The organism is Pantoea sp. A4 (assembly GCF_000295955.2).
GTDB lineage: Bacteria > Pseudomonadota > Gammaproteobacteria > Enterobacterales > Enterobacteriaceae > Pantoea > Pantoea multigeneris.
In genome coordinates, this window is the sequence record NZ_ALXE01000027.1 from 114,470 (window position 1) to 135,475 (window position 21,006).

Here is a 21,006-nt window from a genome sequence, read left to right on the forward strand (position 1 = left end):
GGGCGGCGGCATTATTCCTCCACAGCCAGTTTTTCTTTCGCGGTGATTTTGCCGCCATGACATAACGACGGGGAAGATACGATGACAAGCACACTAAAACCTACGTTGGGCACCCTGCATTTGTGGGGGATCGCAGTTGGGCTAGTGATCTCTGGTGAGTACTTCGGCTGGAGTTATGGCTGGGGCGTTGCCGGGACACTGGGCTTTTTGATCACCACTGCGCTGATCGCGACCATGTATACCTGTTTCATTTTTAGTTTCACCGAATTGACCACAGCCATTCCCCATGCGGGTGGGCCGTTTGCTTACAGCCGCCGTGCATTTGGCGAAACGGGCGGACTGATTGCCGGTATGGCCACGTTGATTGAGTTCGTGTATGCGCCACCGGCTATCGCGATGGCGATTGGTGCCTATCTGAATGTGCAGTATCCCGATTTAAACCCTAAGACGGCGGCGGTCGGGGCTTATCTGGTGTTTATGACGCTGAACATTTTAGGTGTGAAGCTGGCCGCAATGTTTGAGCTGGTGGTCACCATTCTGGCGGTGCTGGAGCTGCTGGTGTTTATGGGCGTGGTGTCACCGGGCTTTAGCATGGTGAACTTCGTTTCGCACGGTTGGGCCGGTAGCGATCATTTTGGTATGCCTGCGCTATCCGGTATTTTCGCTGCGATCCCGTTTGCCATTTGGTTCTTCCTGGCGATAGAGGGTGCCGCCATGGCCGCAGAGGAAGCCAAAGATCCTAAGCGCACGATCCCTAAAGCGTATATCGGCGGAATTTTGACGCTGGTCGTATTAGCTATCGGTGTGATGCTACTGGCCGGGGGTGCCGGAGACTGGCGTAAGCTGTCGGATATCAACGATCCGCTACCACAAGCCATGAAGATGATTGTCGGCGAGCATTCCAACTGGATGCATATGCTGGTGTGGATTGGTTTGTTCGGTTTAATCGCCAGTTTCCACGGCATTATCCTCGGCTATTCGCGTCAGTTTTTTGCTCTGGCACGTGCAGGCTATTTGCCGCCTTCGCTGGCTAAGCTGTCCCGTTTCCAGACGCCACACCGTGCAATTATTGCCGGTGGTGTGATTGGTATTCTGGCGATTTACAGCGACGGTTTGATTAATCTGCAAGGCATGACGCTGACTGCCGCGATGATTACCATGGCGGTATTCGGTGCCATCGTGATGTATGTGATGAGTATGCTGAGCCTGTTTAAGCTGCGTCGCACCGCACCGGATTTGGTCCGTAGCTTCCGCGCACCGGGTTATCCTGTAGTGCCAGCCATTGCCCTGGTGCTCGCCGTGGTCTGCCTGATCGCCATGTTGTGGTTCAACCCGGTGATTGGTGCGTTGTTCGTTGCGATTATGGCGGCAGGTTATGTCTACTTCCGCGCCACCAAAGCCCAGCGCGACAACGCGCCACAGGACAGCATGCTGGTGGGGGAATAAGCTGGTACAGGCCCAAAGCAGCACGAGAAAAGATCTGCACATCAATCACATAAAGGCGGGGATGGTGGGGAGTAGAGTAAAGCCTCCGCTGCATGGATGCAGCGGCAGAGCCTCCAGGGACGGATTCACGGCGTCTTTACGGCACTCCCCGCCATCTGCGACTGGAACGCACGGATACCCACCGCACCGTGCCAAACTAAAACGCACGAACACAAACCACACCGCGCCAAACTAAAACGTACGAACACCAACCACACCACCCCAACTGAAACGCACGGACACCAGCCGCACTACCCCTCAAGTGGCCACAGCCAGGCGGCACCGCGTACACCACTGGAATCGCCATGTTGAGCCTTCAGTACCGGCGTCTCGCATTCACGTCCGAACACCCACTTTTTCATCAAACCCGGAACCGTCTGGTAAAGCCGATCCACATTGCTCATACCGCCGCCCAGCACGATCACATCCGGATCGAGCAAATTCACTACCTGCGCCAGCGACTTCGCTAACCGCAACTCATAACGCCCGATCGTCAGTTCCGCCAGAGGATCTTGTTGATCGATCAACTGCACGATCTCCGCACCTTTGCGCGTAATGCCGCTCAGGCGCTGATAATCAGTGGCGAAGCCGGTACCGGAGACAAACGTCTCAATGCACCCCTGTAAGCCGCAATAGCAAGGCACCTCTTCCCGATAGCGCAGTTCGTCGGCATCCATCCACGGCAGCGGATTATGGCCCCACTCTCCAGCGACCCCGTTGCTACCGGTCCGTGACGCACCGTTAATCGCCAGACCGGCTCCTGAACCGGTACCTATAATCACGGCGAAAACCAAGGCTTGACCCGCCCCTGCACCATCAACAGCTTCAGAAACCGCCAGACAATTGGCATCATTGGCAATCCGCACTTCCCGTTGTAAGGCATGCGCCAGGTCTTTATCCAGCGGTTGCCCGTTGAGCCAGGTCGAGTTGGCGTTTTTCACCAACCGGGTAAAAGGTGAAAGCGTGCCGGGAATACCCACTCCCACACTGCCACGCTCTCCGGTCTGTGTTTCCGCAAGTTGCACCAACTCAACAATAGTGCGCACCGTCCCCTGATAATCATTACGTGGCGTATCAACGCGGTGGCGGAACAGCTGAACTCCCTGGTCTGACAGCGCGATAACTTCCGTTTTAGTGCCGCCCAGATCAATCCCAATACGCACGATTTATTCCTCACTATTCAGGGTGATGACATCAACAGTAGAAGGCAAGAGACGGAAAGGCAATGAAACCCCCGCCGGGTTTCGTTATCATGCGCGCAGTTTTGCAATGTTGTGTGTCAGAGCCAAGGAGCTGAGATGTTGTGGTTTAAAAATATGATGGTCTATCGACTCAATCGTGACATTCCCCTGTCGGCAGACGAAATGGAAAAACAGCTTGAGGCGTTTACCTTCTCACCTTGCAACAGCCAGGAGATGGCAAAAACCGGCTGGGTTGCACCGATGGGCAACCGGAGTGAGGCACTCACTCACGTCAACAATGGGCAGATTATTATCTGCGCGCGCAAAGAAGAGAAAATTTTGCCTTCGCCCGTGATTAAGCAGGCATTACAGGCAAAAATTGACAAGCTGGAAGCTGAACAGAGCCGCAAGCTGAAAAAAACCGAAAAAGATTCACTGAAAGATGAAGTCCTGCACAGCCTGCTGCCACGCGCGTTCAGCCGTTTCAGTCAGACCTTTATCTGGATCGACAGCGTGAACAATCTGATTGCCGTGGATTGCGCCAGTGCCAAAAAAGCGGAAGACACGCTGGCACTGCTGCGTAAAAGCCTGGGATCGCTGCCAGTGGTGCCGCTCACGCTGGAAAACCCGGTCGAGCTGACGCTGACACAGTGGGTAAGATCCGGAGACCTGCCAGCCGGTTACGCGCTGATGGATGAAGCCGAGTTAAAAGCGATTCTGGAAGAAGGTGGCGTGATTCGCTGCAAAAAACAGGATCTGGTGAGCGATGAGATCGCACATCACATCGAAGCGGGTAAAGTGGTCACCAAACTGGCACTGGACTGGCAGGAGCGCATTCAGTTTGTGCTGTCCGATGATGCTTCGATCAAGCGTCTGAAATTCAGCGAAGAACTGCGTGAGCAGAATGATGATATCGATCGGGAAGATGCGGCACAGCGTTTTGATGCCGATTTTATCCTGATGACCAGTGAGCTCGCTGCGCTTATCGCTAGCCTGACCGAAGCCCTCGGCGGAGAAGCGCAGCGTTAATCGTCTGCCGCTTACAGGTAGCGACAAAGATAAGAAGTGGATTCCGCAACCTGCAAGTGGAATTCACTGCTGCCTGGCACGTTGAATGACGTGCCAGCTTCAAACCAGACCCACTCAGTTTCACCTGGCAGCAGCACTTTCAGCGCGCCGCTAACCACGGTCATCTCTTCTGGCTGAGCAGTACCAAAGGTGTACTCGCCCGCAGCCATCACGCCTACACTGGCACGGCCAATGGTGTCAGCCTCAAAGCCAATTGATTTTACTTTTCCTTCAAAATACTCATTTACATTGAGCATGGGTCTTCCTCACTGCACGTTAAACAGTGTGGCAGTGTAGAGGGGAAAATAGCGTGCTGTCACGCGAATTGAGCAAGCGGTAGGAAAAGCTTAAAACAGTCTGATTTTAATCATATAACCAGCAAAATACACTGGAAAACCGCAAACTTTCTAGTCAGAACGCGGTGCGGGTCAAATCGACCCGCACGCGCTCTTTTATGTTCTTCCTTGATAGTACATCAGACAGAGTCAGAAACCTGTCTATCCCCGGTGTGGCGAAATATTACGCCTACAATTCATTCCGCTCTGCGCCATATTTGGCCATCAGATCGGCAGCAGTGGTCTGCAGCGCTTCAAGCAGCGCCTGCGGATAGCCTGGCGGCTCAGACTGGGATAAAAACGACAGACAGAGCGCCATTGAATCACCAAACTGCTGGTTATTAATGCTTACGGCTAGCGAACTGATGCCGAATACCGTTTCGTTACACGCCAGCGAAAAGCCATTTTTTCGCACCTCAGCCAGCCTGACGCAGAGATCGTCACAGCTCTGCGGTGATGACGGCGTACCCGGATGCCACTCATTGCTGTAACGCTCTCGCACCTCGTCATCACTCAGTTGGGCCAACAACATCCGCCCACCTGAAGAAGAAGCTGCGGGAATACGACTACCGGGCGGTGTCATCACCTGCGTAAATTGTCCGCCGTGGAACATGCGTAAGATCACGCTTTCACGGCCACTCAACACCGAAATGTACCCCATACATCCGGTGCGCTCGGCCAGTTTCAACATCACCGGCGTAACGCGATCGACCAAAGGTGCGGCCAGATAGCTGCCCGAGATAGAAAGTAGCAAGGCACCGGGATGAAAGCAGCGGCTATCGCTGTCACGTTCAAGCAACCCTTCACTTTCCATCACGGAAAGCAGGCGCGAGACCGTGCTTTTTGGTAAACGCAGAGCATCCACTATTTCGGTAAACGTCAGTCCAGGATGTCCCTGAGTGACGCCAAAGCGTCGAAACAATTTCAGTACCGACGCCGCATTTTCCAGCGTAGTCATAATGAGAGTTTCACTATATGGAACTCAGTTCCTGATTTAATATCAGCAAAGTATAGCCTCACCTGCTAACGGTCAAGTTGGCGCGGAGCAGCGGGTGACTTTTCACTGGCAGTATCAAGAGGTCAACGTTGGCAAGCTCAGAATTCATCAATAACTCTTCACAGACGAGCAGAATAATTGACTGATAAATAGGCAAGAAAGAAGTGATAAATGGTGTTTTTGAACGAAGCTTAAACGGGCTACGCTGGTCTCCCTTCCAGCGTGTACGATCACTCTTTTTCCACATCCTCGTAGCGATCTTTAGCGTCCCGCGCCTCCGCTTCCGTTTTATGTTCACTGATCAGTGTATTGGGATTCGGGTGATCGGCCCGCAGCTCATATTTGCTGTGGGAACCCTCACCGACTTTAACGATACGGGCTTCGCGTGGATAAGGTGGTTTTGTTGGCATCACTCTTCCCTCTGTCATTGAGATTACGTTCCACAGCTAAGTATAGTCCTTAACTGTGAAGCGTCAGCAAAAGAGGGGACTGGAAAGGCGTGATTCAGAATAATCAGCTGGCACGTGCTATCGCGAGACAATGCAGAATTTGTTCTACCACTGCATCGGGTGCCTGCATCGCATTCACTTCATGATGGGCGACCTGACGGTAAAGATGGGCACGGGCACGTAACACTTCGCTCATCTCTTCAGCAATGGGACGTCCGGTTAAGGTCGGACGCTGATCGGCATCAGGCTGTTTTTCTAAACGCTCAGCTAACACGTGTGCAGGCGCACTGAGCCAGATGACCCGGCCGTGTTCACGCATATAACAGCGATTACCTTCTGCCAGCACCATGCCACCGCCAGTTGCGATAATGGTGGCTGGCGCGGTGACGGCATAGAGCGACTGGCTTTCACGGGCACGAAATCCTTCCCACCCCTCATCCGCAACAACTTGCGCCACGCTACGTTGCATGGTGAGCTGCAGATGTTGGTCCGTGTCACTAAAAGCGTAGCCCAGCGCCTGTGAAAGAGCCTGACCTACTGTGGTTTTGCCACAGCCGCGTGCACCGACCAAAAAAATGGGTAAAGACATTAGAGCCGTTCCTCCGCCATGCTGCTCTCAGCATCAAAGCAAATAAATGTTGCGACGCATGATAACTGGATTTCTTTTCATCAGCCACCGATGAAGCACGATTTACGCGTCATTACAAAGCGAAAAACAATAACATGTTGTTTTTAAATGATTTAATCGTGCGTGTTTTGTGCATGGTGCGAAAAAACACCGCTCAGCAACAATTTTTTACCGCAACGTTTTTCCTTTGCCAGAATTCGCCCCCATATAATGTAGTGACATGCAACCGGAGAATCCCCCATGCAGAGCCAGGAACAACAACTGATTGAAAATCTCTTCAGCCGTCTGAAACAGGCTGAAGGACAGAGCGGCCCACGAGACGCCGCCGCTGAACAACTGATTAAACAGCACTTACAAGAGCAGCCCGGTGCCCCTTATTACATGTCGCAGGCGATCCTGATTCAGGAAGCCGCGCTGAAAAAACTTAACGAGCGTATTGCGCAGTTAGAAAGCCAGGTGACGCAACTGCAACAGCAGCAACAACCGCAACAGAGCAGCGGCGGTTTTCTGTCAGGCCTGTTCGGTGGTGGTTCACGTCAGCAATCACAGCCCGCGCAGCAGCAGTCAGCCTGGGGCAACCCAGCGCCACAGCAACAGCAGTACAATGCGCCACAGCAGCAATATAATGCACCGCAGCAGCAGTATGGTGCAGCGCCAGCCCCCGCGCCTGCGCGTGGCACCGGCTTCCTGGGTGGTGCACTGCAAACTGCCGTTGGCGTAGCGGGCGGTGTTGTGATGGCAGATATGCTGACCAGCATGTTCCACCACTCTCAGCCAGAAGAGATTGTGAATATCATCAACGAGCCGCCGTTACCGGAAGTCGATACCAGTCTGGATACGTTTAACGGTGGCGACCGTAATTTCCTTGATCAGGATAACGGCTGGGGCAACAGCTTCACCGATAACACCGATTTTGGTAATGACAGCTTTGACAGCGACTACGATGACGACAGCTTTGTCTGATTCTACGCTTTGCGCTGCCTAAGCCAGCTATCCAGTGCATTAGCAAACTGTTGGCGATCCCGTGGACTCAGCGCTGCGGGACCGCCCGTTTGAATACCACTGGCGCGCAGCGTATCCATGAAATCGCGCATCGTCAGCCGCTCACGAATGGTTTCCGGCGAGTAGCGCTCACCGCGCGGATTTAACGCCTCTCCCCCTTTCTCCAACACTTCTGCTGCCAGTGGGATATCTGCGGTGATCACCAAATCGCCGGGTTCGACCCGCTTCACTATTTCATTATCAGCAACATCAAAGCCCGCAGCCACGCGCAGCGATCGCAGATAGGGTGACGGCGGGATACGCAGTGACTGATTAGCGACAAACGTCACCAGCGTTTCGGTTCGTACCGCTGCACGGTACAACACTTCTTTGATGACGTTTGGACAGGCGTCAGCATCAACCCAGACAGGCATTTCAATTCCTTACTTAGCACGGAGTAACCGTGATCTTGCCGTGACGGCGCTGAATGGCAAACTTTATTTAGCCTGTCAGGAGGATCGGTGGCATCCGCTTACTTGTTATTCATTCAACGATATGTAAGCTTACCTCTCCAGAAACTCAAGAATATTCATAGGATACAGTGATGCTGCAGAAGAAAATTGGCTTCGTGGGTGGCGGTAATATGGCGCAAGCCATTATCGGTGGGCTGGTCAACAGTGGGCAAATTGCGCCAGAGAATATCTGGGTGTTTGACCGCAAATCGGAGACCAACCAGGCCCTGGCGCAGCAGTATGGGATTCATGCCGCAGAAAGCGCAGAAGACCTGGCGCAGGAAGTCGATATTCTTTTTGGTGCCACTAAGCCAGCCGTGTTACCCGGTGTGCTGAAGTCGCTGGCGAATGCGTTAAAAAAAGAAACCGTAGTGGTATCGATTGCCGCAGGCGTGAGCCTGGAAAGCCTGGCAGCCGTGTTGGGACACGATCGTAAAATTATCCGGGCGATGCCCAACACCCCAGCGCTGGTGAATCAGGGGATGACGTCCGTAACGCCAAATGCCCTGGTGAGTGAGCAGGAAGTCGCGGATGTCGTGGCCATTTTCCGCAGCTTTGGTAAAGCGGAAGTGGTGAGCGAATATCTGATTCACCCGGTTGTTGGCGTCAGCGGTTCTGCCCCGGCCTATGTGTTTATGTTTATTGAAGCCATGGCAGATGCCGCCGTATTGGGCGGTATGCCACGTGCGCAGGCTTATCAATTCGCGGCCCAGGCCGTCAAAGGCTCCGCAGAGATGGTGCTGGAGAGCGGGAAACACCCTGGCGAGCTAAAGGATATGGTGTGCTCCCCGGCCGGCACGACGATTGAAGCCGTGAAGGTATTAGAGGAGCAGGGTTTCCGCGCCGCCGTGATCAATGCGGTTGAGGCCTGCATGGCCAAATCGAAAGCCATGAGCCAGAAATAAGCAGTCGTGCCCGAACCTGCTTCGGGCACGCTTCAGGGTAAATAGGGCTGCACGGTAGCGCGAGCCTGGGACAGCGTCATTGGCTGCTGCATTAATTCCACCAGCTCCGCCGTGAGGGTATACATCCCGCATGAAAATGCGGCTGCCAACTGTCCACCCCGCCCGTAAAGGGCAATACATTTTTTCTTTTCCAGCGACCCGAGCAGTAAATACTCATCCCACTCCTCAACATGCCCGAGATACTCATAACGGGTGCCGTAATGGGCGGTCCAGAAGAACGGGACTCGGTTATACAGCAGGTTCTGTCCCAGCATATTCAGTGCCGCTATACGCCCCTGCTGTTGTGCTACGCGATAATGTTCAATTCTTAACGGCCCACGCGCCGTCGGGTAGCTGGCAATATCTCCCGCCGCCCAGACCTGGGGCGCAACCTGAAGAAAGCTGTCGGTCTGGAGGCTGTGATCTTTTAGCTGGGGCAGCTGGCTGATGAATGTTGTCACAGGCGTTACCCCGGTTGCGAATAACACCAGGGAGGTGTCGATTTTCCCCCCTTGTTTTAGCTGTAATCCAGTGACGTGGTGATGTTGATCCCCCAACAGACGTTCCGGCTCACCTTGAATGAATTTGACGCCGTTGGCCTCATGCAGTTGGCGGAAATAGTGACCGATTTCCTCACCAAATTGTGCCACAAACGGCAGTGGCTGACGGGCAACGACGGTGACAGCGATATCCCGGTTACGCAGTGCACCAGCCAACTCCAGACCAATAAAACTGTTGCCAACGAGGGTGAGCTGCTGCTGTTCATCAACCGCTTCAAGCAGCTGTCGCGCTTGTTCACGGCTACGTAATACTTTTACGCCATCCAGGTGAGTGCCAGGTAAATGGGGCAGCACGGGTTCACTCCCGCTGGCAATCAGCAGCTTGTCATAAGGTACTTCGCGACCATCCTGCAACTGTATGCGCTGCGTCTGAGTATCGATATGGGTTACCTGTGCAGCGATACGATCCACTTGCTGTAGCAGTTGTGGCGTGAGCGGGCTGGGAACATCATCAATGTTCATTTTACCGGCGGGAACAAATTTACTCAGCGCGGTGCGGTCATACGGCGTATTTTCTTCACGCTCAATCAGAATAATACGGCCGCTGAAACCTTCATGGCGCAAGGTCCAGACAGCGGCACAGCCTGCGGCTCCTGCACCAATCACAACCCATACCGGCGCGTGACCCGCCTGAGCGGTAAAACTGGCAGGAGACATCGCTTTGGGAGTGATGCGTACCTTGCCATTTTCAATGCGCAGCGGGTATTGTTTGAGATCGGCTAGCGCCAGAGGCTCGCACAGTTTTCCATCAGAGAGCTGAAATACCGCTTTGTGCCACGGGCAAACCAGCTTGTCACCACACACTGCACCCTGCTCAAGCGGTGCACCGGCATGGGGGCATGTCGCCTGGAAGGCTTTCACCCTGTCACCGGTGCGCAGTAGCACCATCTCCGTTTCACCCACCGTAACTTTGGTGAGTTTACGTTCAGGAAGATCGCTGAGGTCGATAGCATATTGTTCGTGCACTATAGGCTCCTTAGGTTGTCAGTAGTGAATGACAGCATCGGGCTTAGTCGAGCAATAAAAACCTTACAATGTGTAAGCCTGGCAAAGGTCGCCACAAAAATTCACCCTAAATGCGACAAATTTACTAATCAGTTGTTCTGCTTAAATTTTAATGCAAATTGCTCTATTGCAGGATGTGTCAGTTAATCCGAGGGAAGGACAATAAGGTGAGTTTTAGTCGGTGAGAGTGTTCCAGAACTTTAGGCTCGCGCTACGTTTAATAAAGAATGAATAAATGAGAATAATATCGAGAACCCTCCTGCAACACAGGTTGCAAGAGGGCCATAATTAACTTTTTTTCAGGCAAGTGCTCATAAAGGTTTTACGTTCATCCCCTTTAAGCCCTTTTGTACTGGCATCACTGTTACAGGTTTTCATTTTCATTTGCTGTGGCGTCATGCCAGACATTTTACTGTCTTTCTTGAGGCAGTTGCTCATGAAACTTTTACGTGCATCACCGCTCAGATTTTGCGTCTTCGCGTTTTGGTTGCACATGGTCATTTTTTCCTGTTGCGCGGTTTTTTCTGCAGCATAAGCGCCGCTGCTCAGGCACACACCCGCCAGAGCCATTACCAGTAACCATTTCATTGTTTTTCTCCGAGTGGACTGTCGTCGCCATAAGTTTGGCAGGAAAAAAACGAAGTGCGCATATTTATATGCAAATTATGCAGATCGAATTAAATGGTTATACGCGAGGATGATTTAATAACTTATTAATATAGCCGTATAAAACTTGTGCGTCGTCATGGCTGGCATCCATGCTCGCTTTTTGCATGGCAGATTCAATGCCTGCGGCAATTTCATTTTGTTGAGTGGGTTCCAGTTTACGCAGTATTGCCGTGACGACAATTTCCAGCGCTTCAACCTGGGCGAGTAATTCTTTCGATTCTTCTTCTTTTTCAGCTAGCTTAACCAGCAGCTCGGCAATCAGATGCTTCATGCCATTATCCTGGCAGTGAGAAAAGCAGAAGTTAGCATTGCGAGACATAAAAAAACAGCGATTTCTTACGCTAAAGGTGCGGTAATTAGCGTTTTGGAGAGAAGTTTACTTCTTTTTATTCAGCGAAACGTTTTACTGACATTTTTTGACGAGAGCAAAACGTTTCGCGGATAAGAATAAATATCTAATTAGCGTGGACCGCCGCCACCGTGCCAGCCGCCGCCACCCCAGCCGCCACCGCCCCAACCGCCACCACCACCACCACCAGGAGGAGGAAAGAGGCACCCGCTCAGGGCAGTAACTAACGCAACTACAGCAGCCAGTTTTACGATTCGTACCATAATAACCTCAGGGTAAAGAAAACAGGCTGAGTGTATGAGTGGCGGTGTCACTCCACAATACAGAATTTTCTGCAAGCCGCCGCTATTCACCGCCAGGGGTGAATATTTTCGATATTCATACAGTTAACTGGCAAAAAACCCCCAATTATCAGATTAATGCTTAGCCGGGTGTAGCAGGCTTCCCCTCACCCCAGTCCCTCAACCCAGTCCAGGTTTAAGGGTTCAGTTCATTTCAGGGAGAGGGTCAGGGTGAGGGTAGAGTCGGTGAGTTGTGCAGCCACAAGCCGCACGGACGATGTTCCGCACCACACTCACATGAAGGCGGGGATGGTGGGGAGTAGAGTAAAGCTTCCGCCGCAGGGATGCAGCGGCAGAGCCTCCAGGGAGGATTAACGGCGTCTTTACGGCACTCCCCGCCATCTGCGACTGAAACGCACGGATATCAACTGCACCGCGCCAAGCTGAAACGCACGGATATCCACCGCACCGCGCCAAGCTGAAACGCACGAACACTACCCGCACCACACCCACTGAAACGCACGGACACCCACCGCACCAAACCAACTGAAACGCACGAACACCGGACGCACTGTGCCAACCTGAAACATAAGAACGCCAACCGCACCACACCCAAGCCAGACAAAAATATCTCCAAAATGCGTGGTCCATCGCTTTACTCCTGAACGCATCTCACGCAATGTGAGCGCATAACATTTACAGGAAAACATCATGCCACATAGCACCCCAGCCTTTATTGATATCCTGTCCCGTCGCGACTGGGAAAATCCGGTAATCACCTCCCTAAACCGGCTGGACAGCCACCCGCCGTTTGCCAGTTGGCGAGATGAACACGCGGCACAGCAGGAACACCCCTCCCCCTCGGTGGTCAGCCTCAACGGACAGTGGAACTTTAGCTGGTTCCCACGCCCCGAAGCCATTCCGGCCAGTTGGTTGCTGCAAGATATGGCAGATGCAGACACTCTGCCCGTCCCCGCAAACTGGCAGTTGCATGGTTATGATGATGTTCCGATCTACACAAACGTCCAGTATCCCATTCCGGTCAATCCGCCGTTTGTTCCGGCAGAAAATCCCACCGGTGGCTATTCACTTCACTTCCACGTTGACCCCGCCTGGCTGGAACAAGGTCGCACCCGCATCATCTTTGATGGTGTCAGCTCGGCATTCCACCTCTGGGTAAACGGCCACTGGATCGGCTACTCTCAGGACAGCCGCCTGCCTGCTGAATTCGACCTCAGCGATCACCTCCAGCCAGGCAACAACCGCCTCAACGTCATGGTGCTGCGCTGGAGCGATGGCAGCTACCTGGAAGATCAGGACATGTGGCGCATGAGCGGCATCTTCCGCGACGTCTCGCTGCTGCATAAACCCGACATCCACCTCGCCGATATTCAAATCAGCACCCCACTGAGCGCGGAATATCACAGCGCGCAGCTCTGTGCCGATATCAAACTCGCCAGTCACAGCCAATCCGTCGAAAACTATCGCCTGCGCCTTAGCCTGTGGCGCGGAGAAGAGCTGATCGGGCAATGCGAAGCCCAGCCGGGCAGCGCCATCATTGATGAACGCGGCCACTACGCTGAACGCACCCAACTAAAACTGCATGTAGAAAAGCCATTACTCTGGAGTGCCGAAATCCCCACGCTCTATCGTGCGGTTATCAGCCTGATGGATGCGCAAGGCCAGGCAGTGGAACATGAAGCTTATGACGTCGGCTTCCGCCATGTGGCGATTAAAAATGGGCTCCTCTGCGTTAACGGCCAGCCGCTGCTGATCCGTGGCGTCAACCGCCATGAACATCACCCGGAACATGGACAAGTCGTAGACGAAGCCACAATGCGCCGCGACATTGAGCTAATGAAACAGCACAACTTCAATGCCGTGCGCTGTTCTCACTACCCTAATCATCCGTTGTGGTACCGCCTGTGCGACCGCTATGGCCTGTATGTCGTGGATGAAGCCAACATTGAAACCCACGGCATGCAGCCGATGAGCCGCCTGTCTGACGATCCGCGCTGGTTCGCCGCCTACAGCGAACGCGTCACACGCATGGTGCAGCGCGACCGCAACCATTGCAGCATCATCATCTGGTCACTGGGTAATGAAGCAGGACACGGCAGCACGCACGATGCCCTGTGGCGCTGGGTCAAAAGTGCCGATCCCAGCCGCCCGGTACAATATGAAGGCGGAGGCGCCAACACCCAGGCCACAGACATCATCTGTCCAATGTATGCCAGGGTTGATCAGGATCAACCCTTCCCCGCCGTGCCGAAATGGTCGCTGAAAAAATGGATCGGCCTACCGGGGGAAAATCGCCCGCTGATCCTGTGCGAATATGCTCACGCGATGGGAAACAGCCTGGGCGGCTATGCAAAATACTGGCAGGCCTTCCGCCAGTTCCCGCGCTTACAAGGCGGTTTCGTCTGGGACTGGGTTGACCAAAGCCTCACCAAATACGATGCGGCAGGCAACCCCTGGCAGGCCTATGGCGGCGACTTTGGCGACACACCTAACGATCGCCAGTTCTGCATGAATGGACTGGTCTTTGCCGATCGCACGCCACATCCGGCACTGTTTGAAGCACAGCGTGCCCAGCAGTTTTACCAGTTCAGCGCCGATGCCAACAATCCGTGGCAGTTCACCATCACCAGCGAATATCTGTTCCGCCACAGCGACAACGAAGTGCTCTGCTGGCGCGTTGAACAACAGGGCGAAGTGCTGGCTCAGGGGGAAATCACGCTGGATATCGCACCACAGGGTCAGCAACAGATCACCCTACCCGCGCTTGCAGGTTTACAAGGCGCGTGCTGGCTGAATGTGGCCGTGCACCAACCTCAGGCTACCGCCTGGTCGGCGGCGGGTTGGCGAGTCGCCTGGGATCAGTGGCCGCTGCCCGCAGCTCTCCCGCGCCCTGTACTGCGCGTTAACCACACGGCACCACAGCTTGAGCAGACCGAACACAGCATCAACGTCAGCTATCAACAGCAAAGCTGGACAATCTCACGGCTGAGCGGCGAACTGGAACAGTGGCACATCAATCAACAACCCAGCATGATCACACCGCTGCAGGCCTGCTTTGTTCGCGCACCGATTGATAATGACATCGGCACCAGCGAAGCGGACAAAGTTGACCCAAATGCCTGGGTCGAGCGCTGGCGCAGCGCGGGATACAACGAACTCCGCGCCACGCTGGAAAGCTTGCAGGCGGAACAGCTCTCAGACAGCGTTATGGTCGAGAGCCTGCACAGCTGGTATGCCGGGGAAATCCTCGCCTTCACGCAACGCCAGCGTTTCCAGTGGGACAATCAGGGTCAACTGCACATCGCCGTAGAAGTGGAACAAGCCCCAGGACTGCCGCCACCGGCACGTATTGGATTACGCTGCCAACTGACAGAAGCGCCGCAGCAGGTAAGCTGGCTCGGGTTGGGGCCGGAAGAAAACTACCCAGACCGCCAACTGGCGGCGCAATTCTCTCGCTGGCAACAGCCGCTGAGCGCCATGTCGACGCCTTACGTCTTTCCGGGAGAAAATGGCCTGCGCGGGGGTACGCGAGAACTGGAGTGCGGTGCATGGGAAATCGCGGGGGACTTCCACTTTTCGGTCAGTCGTCACAGTCTGGAACAACTGCGTGACACCTCTCATCGCCACCTGCTACAGCCAGAAGCGGGCTGCTGGCTACACCTTGACGCCGCGCATATGGGGTTAGGTGGCGATGATTCGTGGAGCCCGAGCGTCAGCGCTGAGTATCTGTTGACGCAGGGGCGCTGGCGTTATGCCCTGACTCTGCGGGCTCAGCCTGCTGAGCAGGGGTAAACAACGGCGCAGGCCGGCGATAAAACCGCTTCAAAAACAGCACGTTGATGAGCACCACCAGCGCCGTGCTGGCAAACACCCAACGATAACCGGTTAACGCAGAGACCGCTGCACCCAGCAGCGGTCCTGCCACATTACCGAGATACATAAATGACTGGTTATAGCCAAAGATACGTCCGGTGATATTATCGCGGGAATGGCGCACCAGCAGCGTCTGCACGGCGGGCATCATCGCCCCGTCGGCGAAGCCCAACAGAAAACGTAAAATCCCGAGCTGCGTTGGCGTGGTGACAAAGGACATCGCAATCAGCAACACAAAGGTCGCGGTCATGGTCGCCAGCAAAATGCGCTGCGTGCCAATACGGTCGCCCAGCTTGCCCAATCGAGGTGCAGCTACCAGCGCGGAAACTCCCGGCATTGCCGCGATAACGCCACTGATAAACGCGATATTTTGGATACCCGGATCAAGCTGACGCACAAACAGCGTCAGAATCGGGTTCACCGAGCCGTTACACATCTGAATCACCATAGTGGTGATAAACAGGCAGCCCATCAAACGGGGATTTTCCAGTGAACGAAACACCTCACGCCCACTGAGTTTGTCTTTTTTACTTACCGGCACATAGCCGGTCTCTTTAATTAAAAACAGGGTGACAAAAAAACTGATCATCAACAAAACGGCGGTAACGATAAACACCAGCCGCAGCCCAAGCCAGTCCGCCAGCAAACCACCCAACATCGGCCCGAGAATCACCCCGCCAATCTGTCCGGTAGCCACGCAGCTGAGCGCCCAGCCACTGCGTTCACGCGGCACTTGTGAAGCCACGAGTGCCATGGCATTGGGAATATAGCCGGAGGTTAACCCCATCAGCGCGCGTAACAGCAAGAGCTGCCAGGCCTGGGTGACAAAGGCTTGCAGCAGAATCACCACACCCATGCCAAAAGCCGCACGTAGCAGCATCAGTTTGCGCCCTTTACGATCGGCGAGGCTCCCCCACAACGGGGCCACCAGAGCAGAAACAATAAAGGTGATGCTAAAGGTCAAACCGGACCAGATGCTTAACGCCTCTCCGCCGTGGATGCCCAACTCTTCAACGTATAAGGGTAAAAAAGGAATGATCTGGCTAATCGCCAGCCCGGTAAAGAAACAGCCAAACCAGACCGAAATCAGGTTTATTTTCCAGGATTCAATGTTGCGCAGCATGAGGGTAGACAGCTAATCAGCAGGAGAAAAACGCAGTCTAGCAGCCCACTGACGTGGCTGAGCGGCAAAACATGGCACAAAATGTAAAACGCATTTTTTTGCTGTTACGCTTCCCTTCAGCTTTGGCATCTGCGGCAAAGCGGCCATTTCCCCTGCAATTATGTGGTTTCGAACCTTTTCTTCGTATCGCTCTGTCACAATGATGTCAACAGGATGAAAAAAGATGACCAAACGTTACTGACAATTCTGATGCGCCCAACTATGTTTAAAAAACCAACAGCCCTGCTGGTATTCTCCGGCGTCCTGCCGGAGACAACATGAACATGACGGCGTAACCCGCGGCGATTCTGGCCTGCGGCGAACTGCATTTTTGCCGAGGTGAAACATGAGAATGCAACCTGAAAGTGCCAGCCGTGCCATCACTGACTACTTCAACAGCCCGACATGGAACGCTCCCCAGGAAACGGATGTGCTCGCGACGGTGCTGAGCGAACTGATGCGCGAAGGGCAACCGGTGAGCAGCAAAGAACTGCTTATCCGCCTGATTAACAAGCTCGAACAGGAAGGTGATCAGCAACAACTGGAAAATTATCGTCGCCTGTTAACGCAACTGATGGAAAACTCGCTGCTGTAATTCCCCCGCTACGGGCAAAAAAATTCCCGCCGTAGCGGGAAGAAACAAGACGAGCATTGCATATGAAGAGTGACGAGGAAATCTCCGTAATACCCGGCTATCTTCTTCGTCTGACGTGACAGGCAGATGACAATGCGCGAAATTTTTAACCGCAGAACACCCGGTTAATGTTGTCCGCTTTATCCCCCGCGAAATTTAATCGATTCGGGAAGAAATCCATGGTTGCGGCGCTGTTCCACGGCAGGATACGCACCGGAACCTGTTTCGGGATAGAAAGTTGAGCTACGCTGTTAAGCGGTTTACCAATCTGGTGTTGATAGTGCGCGGCACCGCAAACATCACCGGCGTCAGACAGGGTCTTGGTTGATGCCGGGTCGTGCCACTGGCACCCCGCCAGCAGTGCCATCGCGAGTACACCCCACAGCATGATACTTTTCTTCATTGTTTTATCCTCGGTGTGCAAACCTGATAATGCAGGGTGCCGGGAAAACCGCGCTACAACAACCAGATAGCTCCCAAAAAAAACGTACTCCAGCACCGAACTTTCAGATAAATCACACGTTGTGTGCAAAGTAAGTCCAGATAAGGACTACACTTAACTAAGATTTATCTGAGGAAAACATTCATGGCTATCATCATTTTTATTCTCTGCGTGGCGCTAATGACCGCTATCGCTGTAAAAGTGCGTTAATGCCTGCTGTAGAAACAGCTTGTTACGCTCTCTACTTCAGACTTTGCCCATAAAGCAGGATTGAAGGTGCTTAAGCTACCGTTACGTTTGTTTTACGACGTTTTTTCTGCCTTTCGTCCTGTTTACGCCGTCTCTGCACACGCTCTCGACAGCTTTCTGAGGCGTTGCTACTATGCGTCAATCTTCTCTGGCTGAGCCCACTATGAACACCCATTCTGACCGTATGACGCTAACGCTGTTCTATGGCGGTTGTTTCATCGTTTACTACCTGGTGACGATGCTGATTACGCTATTCCCCAACTATGGGGTACTGCGTAGTGATGGTCTGTTGGTACCAGTGCTCTGCCTGTTCGAATTTGCGGTGATTTATCCGCTATATCGCTTCTACTGCCAACGCCGCACCGATATCCCACTGGGCTATTTGCATCCGGGTCAGACGTTGTTATTTGTCGGCGCACTGCTGGTGTTGATGGTGGCGCAAACCCAGTTCTTACAGCCAGAGGGGTGGTTGATCGCCCAAAGCCAGCAGGGCCGCAGCTCAATGTTGATGCTGCTGCTCACGGCGGTATTACTGGCTCCGGTGTTTGAAGAGGTGTTATTTCGCGGGTTTCTGCTGCAAGGGTTTCTGCTGTGGGCACCCAAAAGCCGCTTTGCCTGCACATTACTGACTTCCCTGCTGTTTGCTGCCATGCATACCCAGTATGTCCATTGGGAGACCATTGTGGCGCTGACGCTGTTTTCCATGCTGTTATGTTATGCGCGCCTACGCAGTAATAGCCTGGCACTGCCCATTTTCCTGCATACATTAAACAATCTGATCGCGATTCTGCCAGCGTGGTTATACGCCTGATCGGTGCCTCTGCATACATGCAACAATTTCATTAGTCTGCTATCTTGGCGGAACCGCTCCGCCTGATAATTTGTTGTGCGAAGGCCTGGCTATACTAATGGCTTAAGGGAGTCGTGATCGCTGTTCGACCATCAAGGCCGTGTGAAGGAGAGCCGAATGTTAATCGGATTTGTACTGTTAGTCAGCGCATGTGGTAACGATGCCTGTGATGCCTTGCCGGTGTCAGAGCGTATCTACCCCACCAAAGCACAGTGTGAGCAAATGGCCGTGCGCATTCAGAAAGTCCGCCCACATGTCGTCCTGCTGTGCGGTGAAGTACACCGCGACGAAACGCCTTGAGATCGAGGCCGAAGAATTGCCGTCTGAACATTGCGCATAGGGTGTTTAGCGTACAAAATATAATCTGTTTTAGACTTTAGTCGTTGTGAACCCCATGAAAAAAACTCGTCCCCGTCGCCCTAATGGGCGTTGGGTCTATTACATTATGTACGAGGATATTCTCTGGCCATGCCCGGTACGCTGGGAGTGGGAGAGTGGCTATGGCGGCTGGCTGCCATTCTATTACTCTCCGACTTTCGAGTTTCTGGTGGGTGACCCGGAGAAGGCGCAGCGTATTGCCAAAAGCAATGTCCGCCAGCGCCGGGATCATGATGAACACGCGTATGCCTGATGTGCCGGTGGCACATCAGTTGCTATCAGTTCAGCTTATAGTCGAGGGTAATCTCAGCGTTTAACAGTTTGGAGACTGGGCATCCCGCCTTGGCTTGCTTGATAATCTCATCAAACTTCGCACTGTCGATGCCCGGCAGCTTCACCGAGCTGGTCAATGCCACTTTGGTGATCGTAAATCCCTCACCGTCTTTATCCAGTGAAACGTCCGCCGTGGTATCAATGCTTTCTGCCTTATGGCCCGCGTTGCCCAGCATCAATGAGAGCGCCATTGAGAAACAGGCCGCATGTGCTGCACCAATCAGCTCTTCCGGGTTGGTCCCTTTTTGTCCCTCAAAGCGGGTATTAAAGCCATAGGGCTGTTGATTAAGAACGCCGCTTTCCGTGCTGACGGTCCCTTTGCCTTTAATATCGCCTTCCCAGTGCGCTGAGCCTTTCTTATGAATAGACATCTTGTTCCTCCTGTTGGTAAGAGAGAATAAGTATAGCCAGGGAAGGCAAATGTGCGGTTAGCACACCGACAGTGGCCGCACAGCGCGAGTCCGTTGCTGTAACTCAGCATCGGCCTGCACCAGCGAATCCTGGCTGATCTCTGCGATACTCTTCGCGCCGGTGAGCGTCATAGCGACTTTCATCTCTTTCTCAATCAGCGACAGCAGGTTTTCCACCCCGCGCTGGCCATGTGTCGCTAACGCATACAGGAAAGCCCGGCCCAGCAATACCGTATCTGCACCCAGCGCAATCATGCGCACCACATCCAGTCCGTTACGGATACCGCTGTCAGCCAGAATCGCAATATCCCCTTTCACGGCATCGGCAATCGCAGGGAGCGCACGGGCCGTGGATAAAACCCCATCCAACTGACGTCCACCGTGATTGGAAACGACAATCCCATCGGCACCAAACCGTACCGCATCACGCGCATCTTCCGGGTCCAGAATGCCTTTGATGATCATCGGGCCATCCCAGAATTCGCGAATCCACTCCAGATCTTGCCAGGAGATAGAGGGATCGAAATTGTTCGCCAGCCAGCCAATGTAATCTTCGAGGCCCGTGGGTTTCCCTAAATAGGCGGAGATGTTACCTAAGTCGTGTGGTCGGCCATGCAGTCCCACATCCCATGCCCATTGCGGGTGCGTCACCGATTGTGCGTAACGGCGCAGGGCAGCGTAAGGGCCACTCATGCCAGAGTGCGCATCACGGTAGCGCGCGCCGGGCGTTGGCATATCCACGGTAAAGACCAACGTTGAACAACCAGCGGCCTTTGCCCGCTCCAGCGCATTACGCATGAATCCCCGGTCACGCAGCACGTAGAGCTGGAACCACATCGGGCGATTAATTTGCGGAGCGACCTCTTCTATCGGACAGACTGAAACCGTCGAAAGCGTAAAAGGGATCCCTTTCAACGCCGCCGCCCGCGCCGCCTGCACTTCCCCACGTCGGGCATACATGCCGCATAAACCGACCGGTGCCAGCGCCACCGGCATCGCCAGCGTTTCATTAAACAAACGGGTTTCCAGGCTGAGATCGGCCATGTTTTTTAGCACTCGCTGGCGCAGCGCGACATCAGAGAGATCGGCCACATTGCGCCGCAGGGTGTGCTCGCTGTAAGCCCCACCGTCAAGGTAGTGAAACAGGAACGGGGGCAGAATACGTTGTGCAGCAGCGCGATAGTCACTGGCGGCAGAAATAATCATTTTA

General features: G+C 53.7%; 23 protein-coding genes. 9 read left to right on the forward strand and 14 right to left on the reverse strand.

Translation table 11 applies throughout. The features are described 5' to 3' along the window. Nucleotides 1-81: 81 nt before the first annotated feature. Nucleotides 82-1,446 (forward strand): ethanolamine permease, encoded by a 1,365-nt coding sequence (gene eat / locus B880_RS0113365; protein WP_017347931.1) that lies wholly within the window; start codon nucleotides 82-84, stop codon nucleotides 1,444-1,446. A 290-nt stretch (nucleotides 1,447-1,736) separates the two neighbouring features. On the opposite strand, the gene mak is transcribed toward eat, so the two are convergent. Continuing rightward, a complete protein-coding gene (gene mak, locus B880_RS0113370) occupies nucleotides 1,737-2,648 on the reverse strand; it encodes a fructokinase (protein ID WP_017347932.1) in 912 nt (303 codons plus the stop codon). Nucleotides 2,649-2,783: 135 nt separating this feature from the next. Here mak and rdgC point away from each other — a divergent pair, with 135 nt between their 5' ends. After that, nucleotides 2,784-3,695, forward strand: coding sequence for a recombination-associated protein RdgC (rdgC, locus tag B880_RS0113375; RefSeq protein ID WP_017347933.1), 912 nt, complete (start codon nucleotides 2,784-2,786; stop codon nucleotides 3,693-3,695). 11 nt (nucleotides 3,696-3,706) lie between these two features. Here the strand turns inward: rdgC and ppnP are convergent, their stop codons facing one another. From ppnP to aroL, 4 genes are all read right to left on the reverse strand, one after another. Continuing rightward, entirely contained in the window at nucleotides 3,707-3,991 is a 285-nt protein-coding gene (ppnP, locus tag B880_RS0113380) for a pyrimidine/purine nucleoside phosphorylase (RefSeq protein WP_017347934.1), read from the reverse strand. A gap of 268 nt (nucleotides 3,992-4,259) precedes the next feature. Further along, nucleotides 4,260-5,027, reverse strand: coding sequence for an IclR family transcriptional regulator (locus B880_RS0113385; RefSeq protein WP_017347935.1), 768 nt, complete (start codon nucleotides 5,025-5,027; stop codon nucleotides 4,260-4,262). A 269-nt stretch (nucleotides 5,028-5,296) separates the two neighbouring features. After that, nucleotides 5,297-5,476 (reverse strand): YaiA family protein, encoded by a 180-nt coding sequence (locus tag B880_RS0113390; protein ID WP_017347936.1) that lies wholly within the window; start codon nucleotides 5,474-5,476, stop codon nucleotides 5,297-5,299. A 103-nt stretch (nucleotides 5,477-5,579) separates the two neighbouring features. Further along, nucleotides 5,580-6,104 carry a shikimate kinase AroL gene (gene aroL / locus B880_RS0113395; RefSeq protein ID WP_017347937.1) on the reverse strand — a complete coding sequence of 175 codons (525 nt, stop codon included), beginning with the start codon at nucleotides 6,102-6,104 and terminating at the stop codon, nucleotides 5,580-5,582. A gap of 279 nt (nucleotides 6,105-6,383) precedes the next feature. Between aroL and B880_RS0113400 the strand changes: the two genes are divergently transcribed. Beyond that, nucleotides 6,384-7,106: a DUF2076 domain-containing protein gene (locus tag B880_RS0113400; protein ID WP_017347938.1), complete on the forward strand. Its 723-nt coding sequence runs from the start codon at nucleotides 6,384-6,386 to the stop codon at nucleotides 7,104-7,106. A gap of 2 nt (nucleotides 7,107-7,108) precedes the next feature. On the opposite strand, the gene B880_RS0113405 is transcribed toward B880_RS0113400, so the two are convergent. Continuing rightward, nucleotides 7,109-7,558: a YaiI/YqxD family protein gene (locus tag B880_RS0113405; protein ID WP_017347939.1), complete on the reverse strand. Its 450-nt coding sequence runs from the start codon at nucleotides 7,556-7,558 to the stop codon at nucleotides 7,109-7,111. Nucleotides 7,559-7,728: 170 nt separating this feature from the next. On the opposite strand from B880_RS0113405, the gene proC reads away from it, so the two are divergent. Beyond that, complete coding sequence (proC, locus tag B880_RS0113410) at nucleotides 7,729-8,541, forward strand: pyrroline-5-carboxylate reductase (RefSeq protein WP_017347940.1); 813 nt, start codon at nucleotides 7,729-7,731, stop codon at nucleotides 8,539-8,541. Between the two features lie 32 nt (nucleotides 8,542-8,573). On the opposite strand, the gene B880_RS0113415 is transcribed toward proC, so the two are convergent. The 4 genes from B880_RS0113415 to B880_RS26910 all read right to left on the reverse strand — a co-directional run bounded on the left by B880_RS0113415 (nucleotide 8,574) and on the right by B880_RS26910 (nucleotide 11,426). Next, nucleotides 8,574-10,106, reverse strand: coding sequence for an FAD-dependent oxidoreductase (locus B880_RS0113415; protein ID WP_017347941.1), 1,533 nt, complete (start codon nucleotides 10,104-10,106; stop codon nucleotides 8,574-8,576). A 327-nt stretch (nucleotides 10,107-10,433) separates the two neighbouring features. Continuing rightward, the gene (locus tag B880_RS0113420; RefSeq protein WP_017347942.1) at nucleotides 10,434-10,733 is read right to left on the reverse strand and encodes a PsiF family protein; all 300 of its coding nucleotides are present in this window, start codon (nucleotides 10,731-10,733) and stop codon (nucleotides 10,434-10,436) included. Between the two features lie 97 nt (nucleotides 10,734-10,830). Then, a complete protein-coding gene (gene iraP, locus B880_RS0113425; RefSeq protein ID WP_017347943.1) occupies nucleotides 10,831-11,085 on the reverse strand; it encodes an anti-adapter protein IraP in 255 nt (84 codons plus the stop codon). Between the two features lie 188 nt (nucleotides 11,086-11,273). After that, complete coding sequence (locus B880_RS26910) at nucleotides 11,274-11,426, reverse strand: hypothetical protein (RefSeq protein WP_192841082.1); 153 nt, start codon at nucleotides 11,424-11,426, stop codon at nucleotides 11,274-11,276. A 729-nt stretch (nucleotides 11,427-12,155) separates the two neighbouring features. Between B880_RS26910 and B880_RS0113435 the strand changes: the two genes are divergently transcribed. After that, a complete protein-coding gene (locus B880_RS0113435) occupies nucleotides 12,156-15,257 on the forward strand; it encodes a beta-galactosidase (RefSeq protein WP_017347945.1) in 3,102 nt (1,033 codons plus the stop codon). Here the strand turns inward: B880_RS0113435 and B880_RS0113440 are convergent. Next, the gene (locus B880_RS0113440) at nucleotides 15,178-16,461 is read right to left on the reverse strand and encodes a multidrug efflux MFS transporter (protein WP_017347946.1); all 1,284 of its coding nucleotides are present in this window, start codon (nucleotides 16,459-16,461) and stop codon (nucleotides 15,178-15,180) included. The two genes, B880_RS0113435 and B880_RS0113440, sit on opposite strands and share 80 nt — an antisense overlap. 385 nt (nucleotides 16,462-16,846) lie before the next feature. On the opposite strand from B880_RS0113440, the gene B880_RS0113445 reads away from it, so the two are divergent. Continuing rightward, nucleotides 16,847-17,095, forward strand: a complete 249-nt coding sequence (locus tag B880_RS0113445; protein ID WP_026042633.1) for a biofilm development regulator YmgB/AriR family protein — start codon at nucleotides 16,847-16,849, stop codon at nucleotides 17,093-17,095. Nucleotides 17,096-17,240: 145 nt separating this feature from the next. Here B880_RS0113445 and B880_RS0113450 read toward each other — a convergent pair whose 3' ends face one another. Beyond that, nucleotides 17,241-17,537 carry an I78 family peptidase inhibitor gene (locus B880_RS0113450; RefSeq protein ID WP_017347948.1) on the reverse strand — a complete coding sequence of 99 codons (297 nt, stop codon included), beginning with the start codon at nucleotides 17,535-17,537 and terminating at the stop codon, nucleotides 17,241-17,243. 451 nt (nucleotides 17,538-17,988) lie between these two features. Between B880_RS0113450 and B880_RS0113455 the strand changes: the two genes are divergently transcribed. From B880_RS0113455 to B880_RS0113465, 3 genes are all read left to right on the forward strand, one after another. Beyond that, the gene (locus tag B880_RS0113455; protein ID WP_026042634.1) at nucleotides 17,989-18,636 is read left to right on the forward strand and encodes a CPBP family intramembrane glutamic endopeptidase; all 648 of its coding nucleotides are present in this window, start codon (nucleotides 17,989-17,991) and stop codon (nucleotides 18,634-18,636) included. Between the two features lie 156 nt (nucleotides 18,637-18,792). Then, the gene (locus tag B880_RS0113460; RefSeq protein WP_017347950.1) at nucleotides 18,793-18,975 is read left to right on the forward strand and encodes a hypothetical protein; all 183 of its coding nucleotides are present in this window, start codon (nucleotides 18,793-18,795) and stop codon (nucleotides 18,973-18,975) included. A gap of 94 nt (nucleotides 18,976-19,069) precedes the next feature. After that, nucleotides 19,070-19,306, forward strand: a complete 237-nt coding sequence (locus B880_RS0113465) for a hypothetical protein (RefSeq protein ID WP_017347951.1) — start codon at nucleotides 19,070-19,072, stop codon at nucleotides 19,304-19,306. 25 nt (nucleotides 19,307-19,331) lie between these two features. On the opposite strand, the gene B880_RS0113470 is transcribed toward B880_RS0113465, so the two are convergent. Together B880_RS0113470 and lldD are read right to left on the reverse strand one after the other, a co-directional pair. Continuing rightward, nucleotides 19,332-19,757: an OsmC family protein gene (locus B880_RS0113470; RefSeq protein ID WP_017347952.1), complete on the reverse strand. Its 426-nt coding sequence runs from the start codon at nucleotides 19,755-19,757 to the stop codon at nucleotides 19,332-19,334. 57 nt (nucleotides 19,758-19,814) lie between these two features. Further along, entirely contained in the window at nucleotides 19,815-21,002 is a 1,188-nt protein-coding gene (gene lldD / locus B880_RS0113475) for an FMN-dependent L-lactate dehydrogenase LldD (RefSeq protein ID WP_017347953.1), read from the reverse strand. Nucleotides 21,003-21,006: the final 4 nt, after the last annotated feature.

Bases quoted from the DNA above. Each gene is read 5' to 3' on its own strand.
- eat (WP_017347931.1), top strand. From the start codon at position 82: ATGACAAGCACACTAAAACCTACGTTGGGCACCCTGCATTTGTGGGGG.
- rdgC (WP_017347933.1), top strand. From the start codon at position 2,784: ATGTTGTGGTTTAAAAATATGATGGTCTATCGACTCAATCGTGACATT.
- ppnP (WP_017347934.1), bottom strand. From the start codon at position 3,991: ATGCTCAATGTAAATGAGTATTTTGAAGGAAAAGTAAAATCAATTGGC.
- B880_RS0113385 (WP_017347935.1), bottom strand. From the start codon at position 5,027: ATGACTACGCTGGAAAATGCGGCGTCGGTACTGAAATTGTTTCGACGC.
- B880_RS0113390 (WP_017347936.1), bottom strand. From the start codon at position 5,476: ATGCCAACAAAACCACCTTATCCACGCGAAGCCCGTATCGTTAAAGTC.
- aroL (WP_017347937.1), bottom strand. From the start codon at position 6,104: ATGTCTTTACCCATTTTTTTGGTCGGTGCACGCGGCTGTGGCAAAACC.
- B880_RS0113400 (WP_017347938.1), top strand. From the start codon at position 6,384: ATGCAGAGCCAGGAACAACAACTGATTGAAAATCTCTTCAGCCGTCTG.
- B880_RS0113405 (WP_017347939.1), bottom strand. From the start codon at position 7,558: ATGCCTGTCTGGGTTGATGCTGACGCCTGTCCAAACGTCATCAAAGAA.
- proC (WP_017347940.1), top strand. From the start codon at position 7,729: ATGCTGCAGAAGAAAATTGGCTTCGTGGGTGGCGGTAATATGGCGCAA.
- B880_RS0113420 (WP_017347942.1), bottom strand. From the start codon at position 10,733: ATGAAATGGTTACTGGTAATGGCTCTGGCGGGTGTGTGCCTGAGCAGC.
- iraP (WP_017347943.1), bottom strand. From the start codon at position 11,085: ATGAAGCATCTGATTGCCGAGCTGCTGGTTAAGCTAGCTGAAAAAGAA.
- B880_RS26910 (WP_192841082.1), bottom strand. From the start codon at position 11,426: ATGGTACGAATCGTAAAACTGGCTGCTGTAGTTGCGTTAGTTACTGCC.
- B880_RS0113435 (WP_017347945.1), top strand. From the start codon at position 12,156: ATGCCACATAGCACCCCAGCCTTTATTGATATCCTGTCCCGTCGCGAC.
- B880_RS0113440 (WP_017347946.1), bottom strand. From the start codon at position 16,461: ATGCTGCGCAACATTGAATCCTGGAAAATAAACCTGATTTCGGTCTGG.
- B880_RS0113445 (WP_026042633.1), top strand. From the start codon at position 16,847: ATGAGAATGCAACCTGAAAGTGCCAGCCGTGCCATCACTGACTACTTC.
- B880_RS0113450 (WP_017347948.1), bottom strand. From the start codon at position 17,537: ATGAAGAAAAGTATCATGCTGTGGGGTGTACTCGCGATGGCACTGCTG.
- B880_RS0113455 (WP_026042634.1), top strand. From the start codon at position 17,989: ATGAACACCCATTCTGACCGTATGACGCTAACGCTGTTCTATGGCGGT.
- B880_RS0113460 (WP_017347950.1), top strand. From the start codon at position 18,793: ATGTTAATCGGATTTGTACTGTTAGTCAGCGCATGTGGTAACGATGCC.
- B880_RS0113465 (WP_017347951.1), top strand. From the start codon at position 19,070: ATGAAAAAAACTCGTCCCCGTCGCCCTAATGGGCGTTGGGTCTATTAC.
- B880_RS0113470 (WP_017347952.1), bottom strand. From the start codon at position 19,757: ATGTCTATTCATAAGAAAGGCTCAGCGCACTGGGAAGGCGATATTAAA.
- lldD (WP_017347953.1), bottom strand. From the start codon at position 21,002: ATGATTATTTCTGCCGCCAGTGACTATCGCGCTGCTGCACAACGTATT.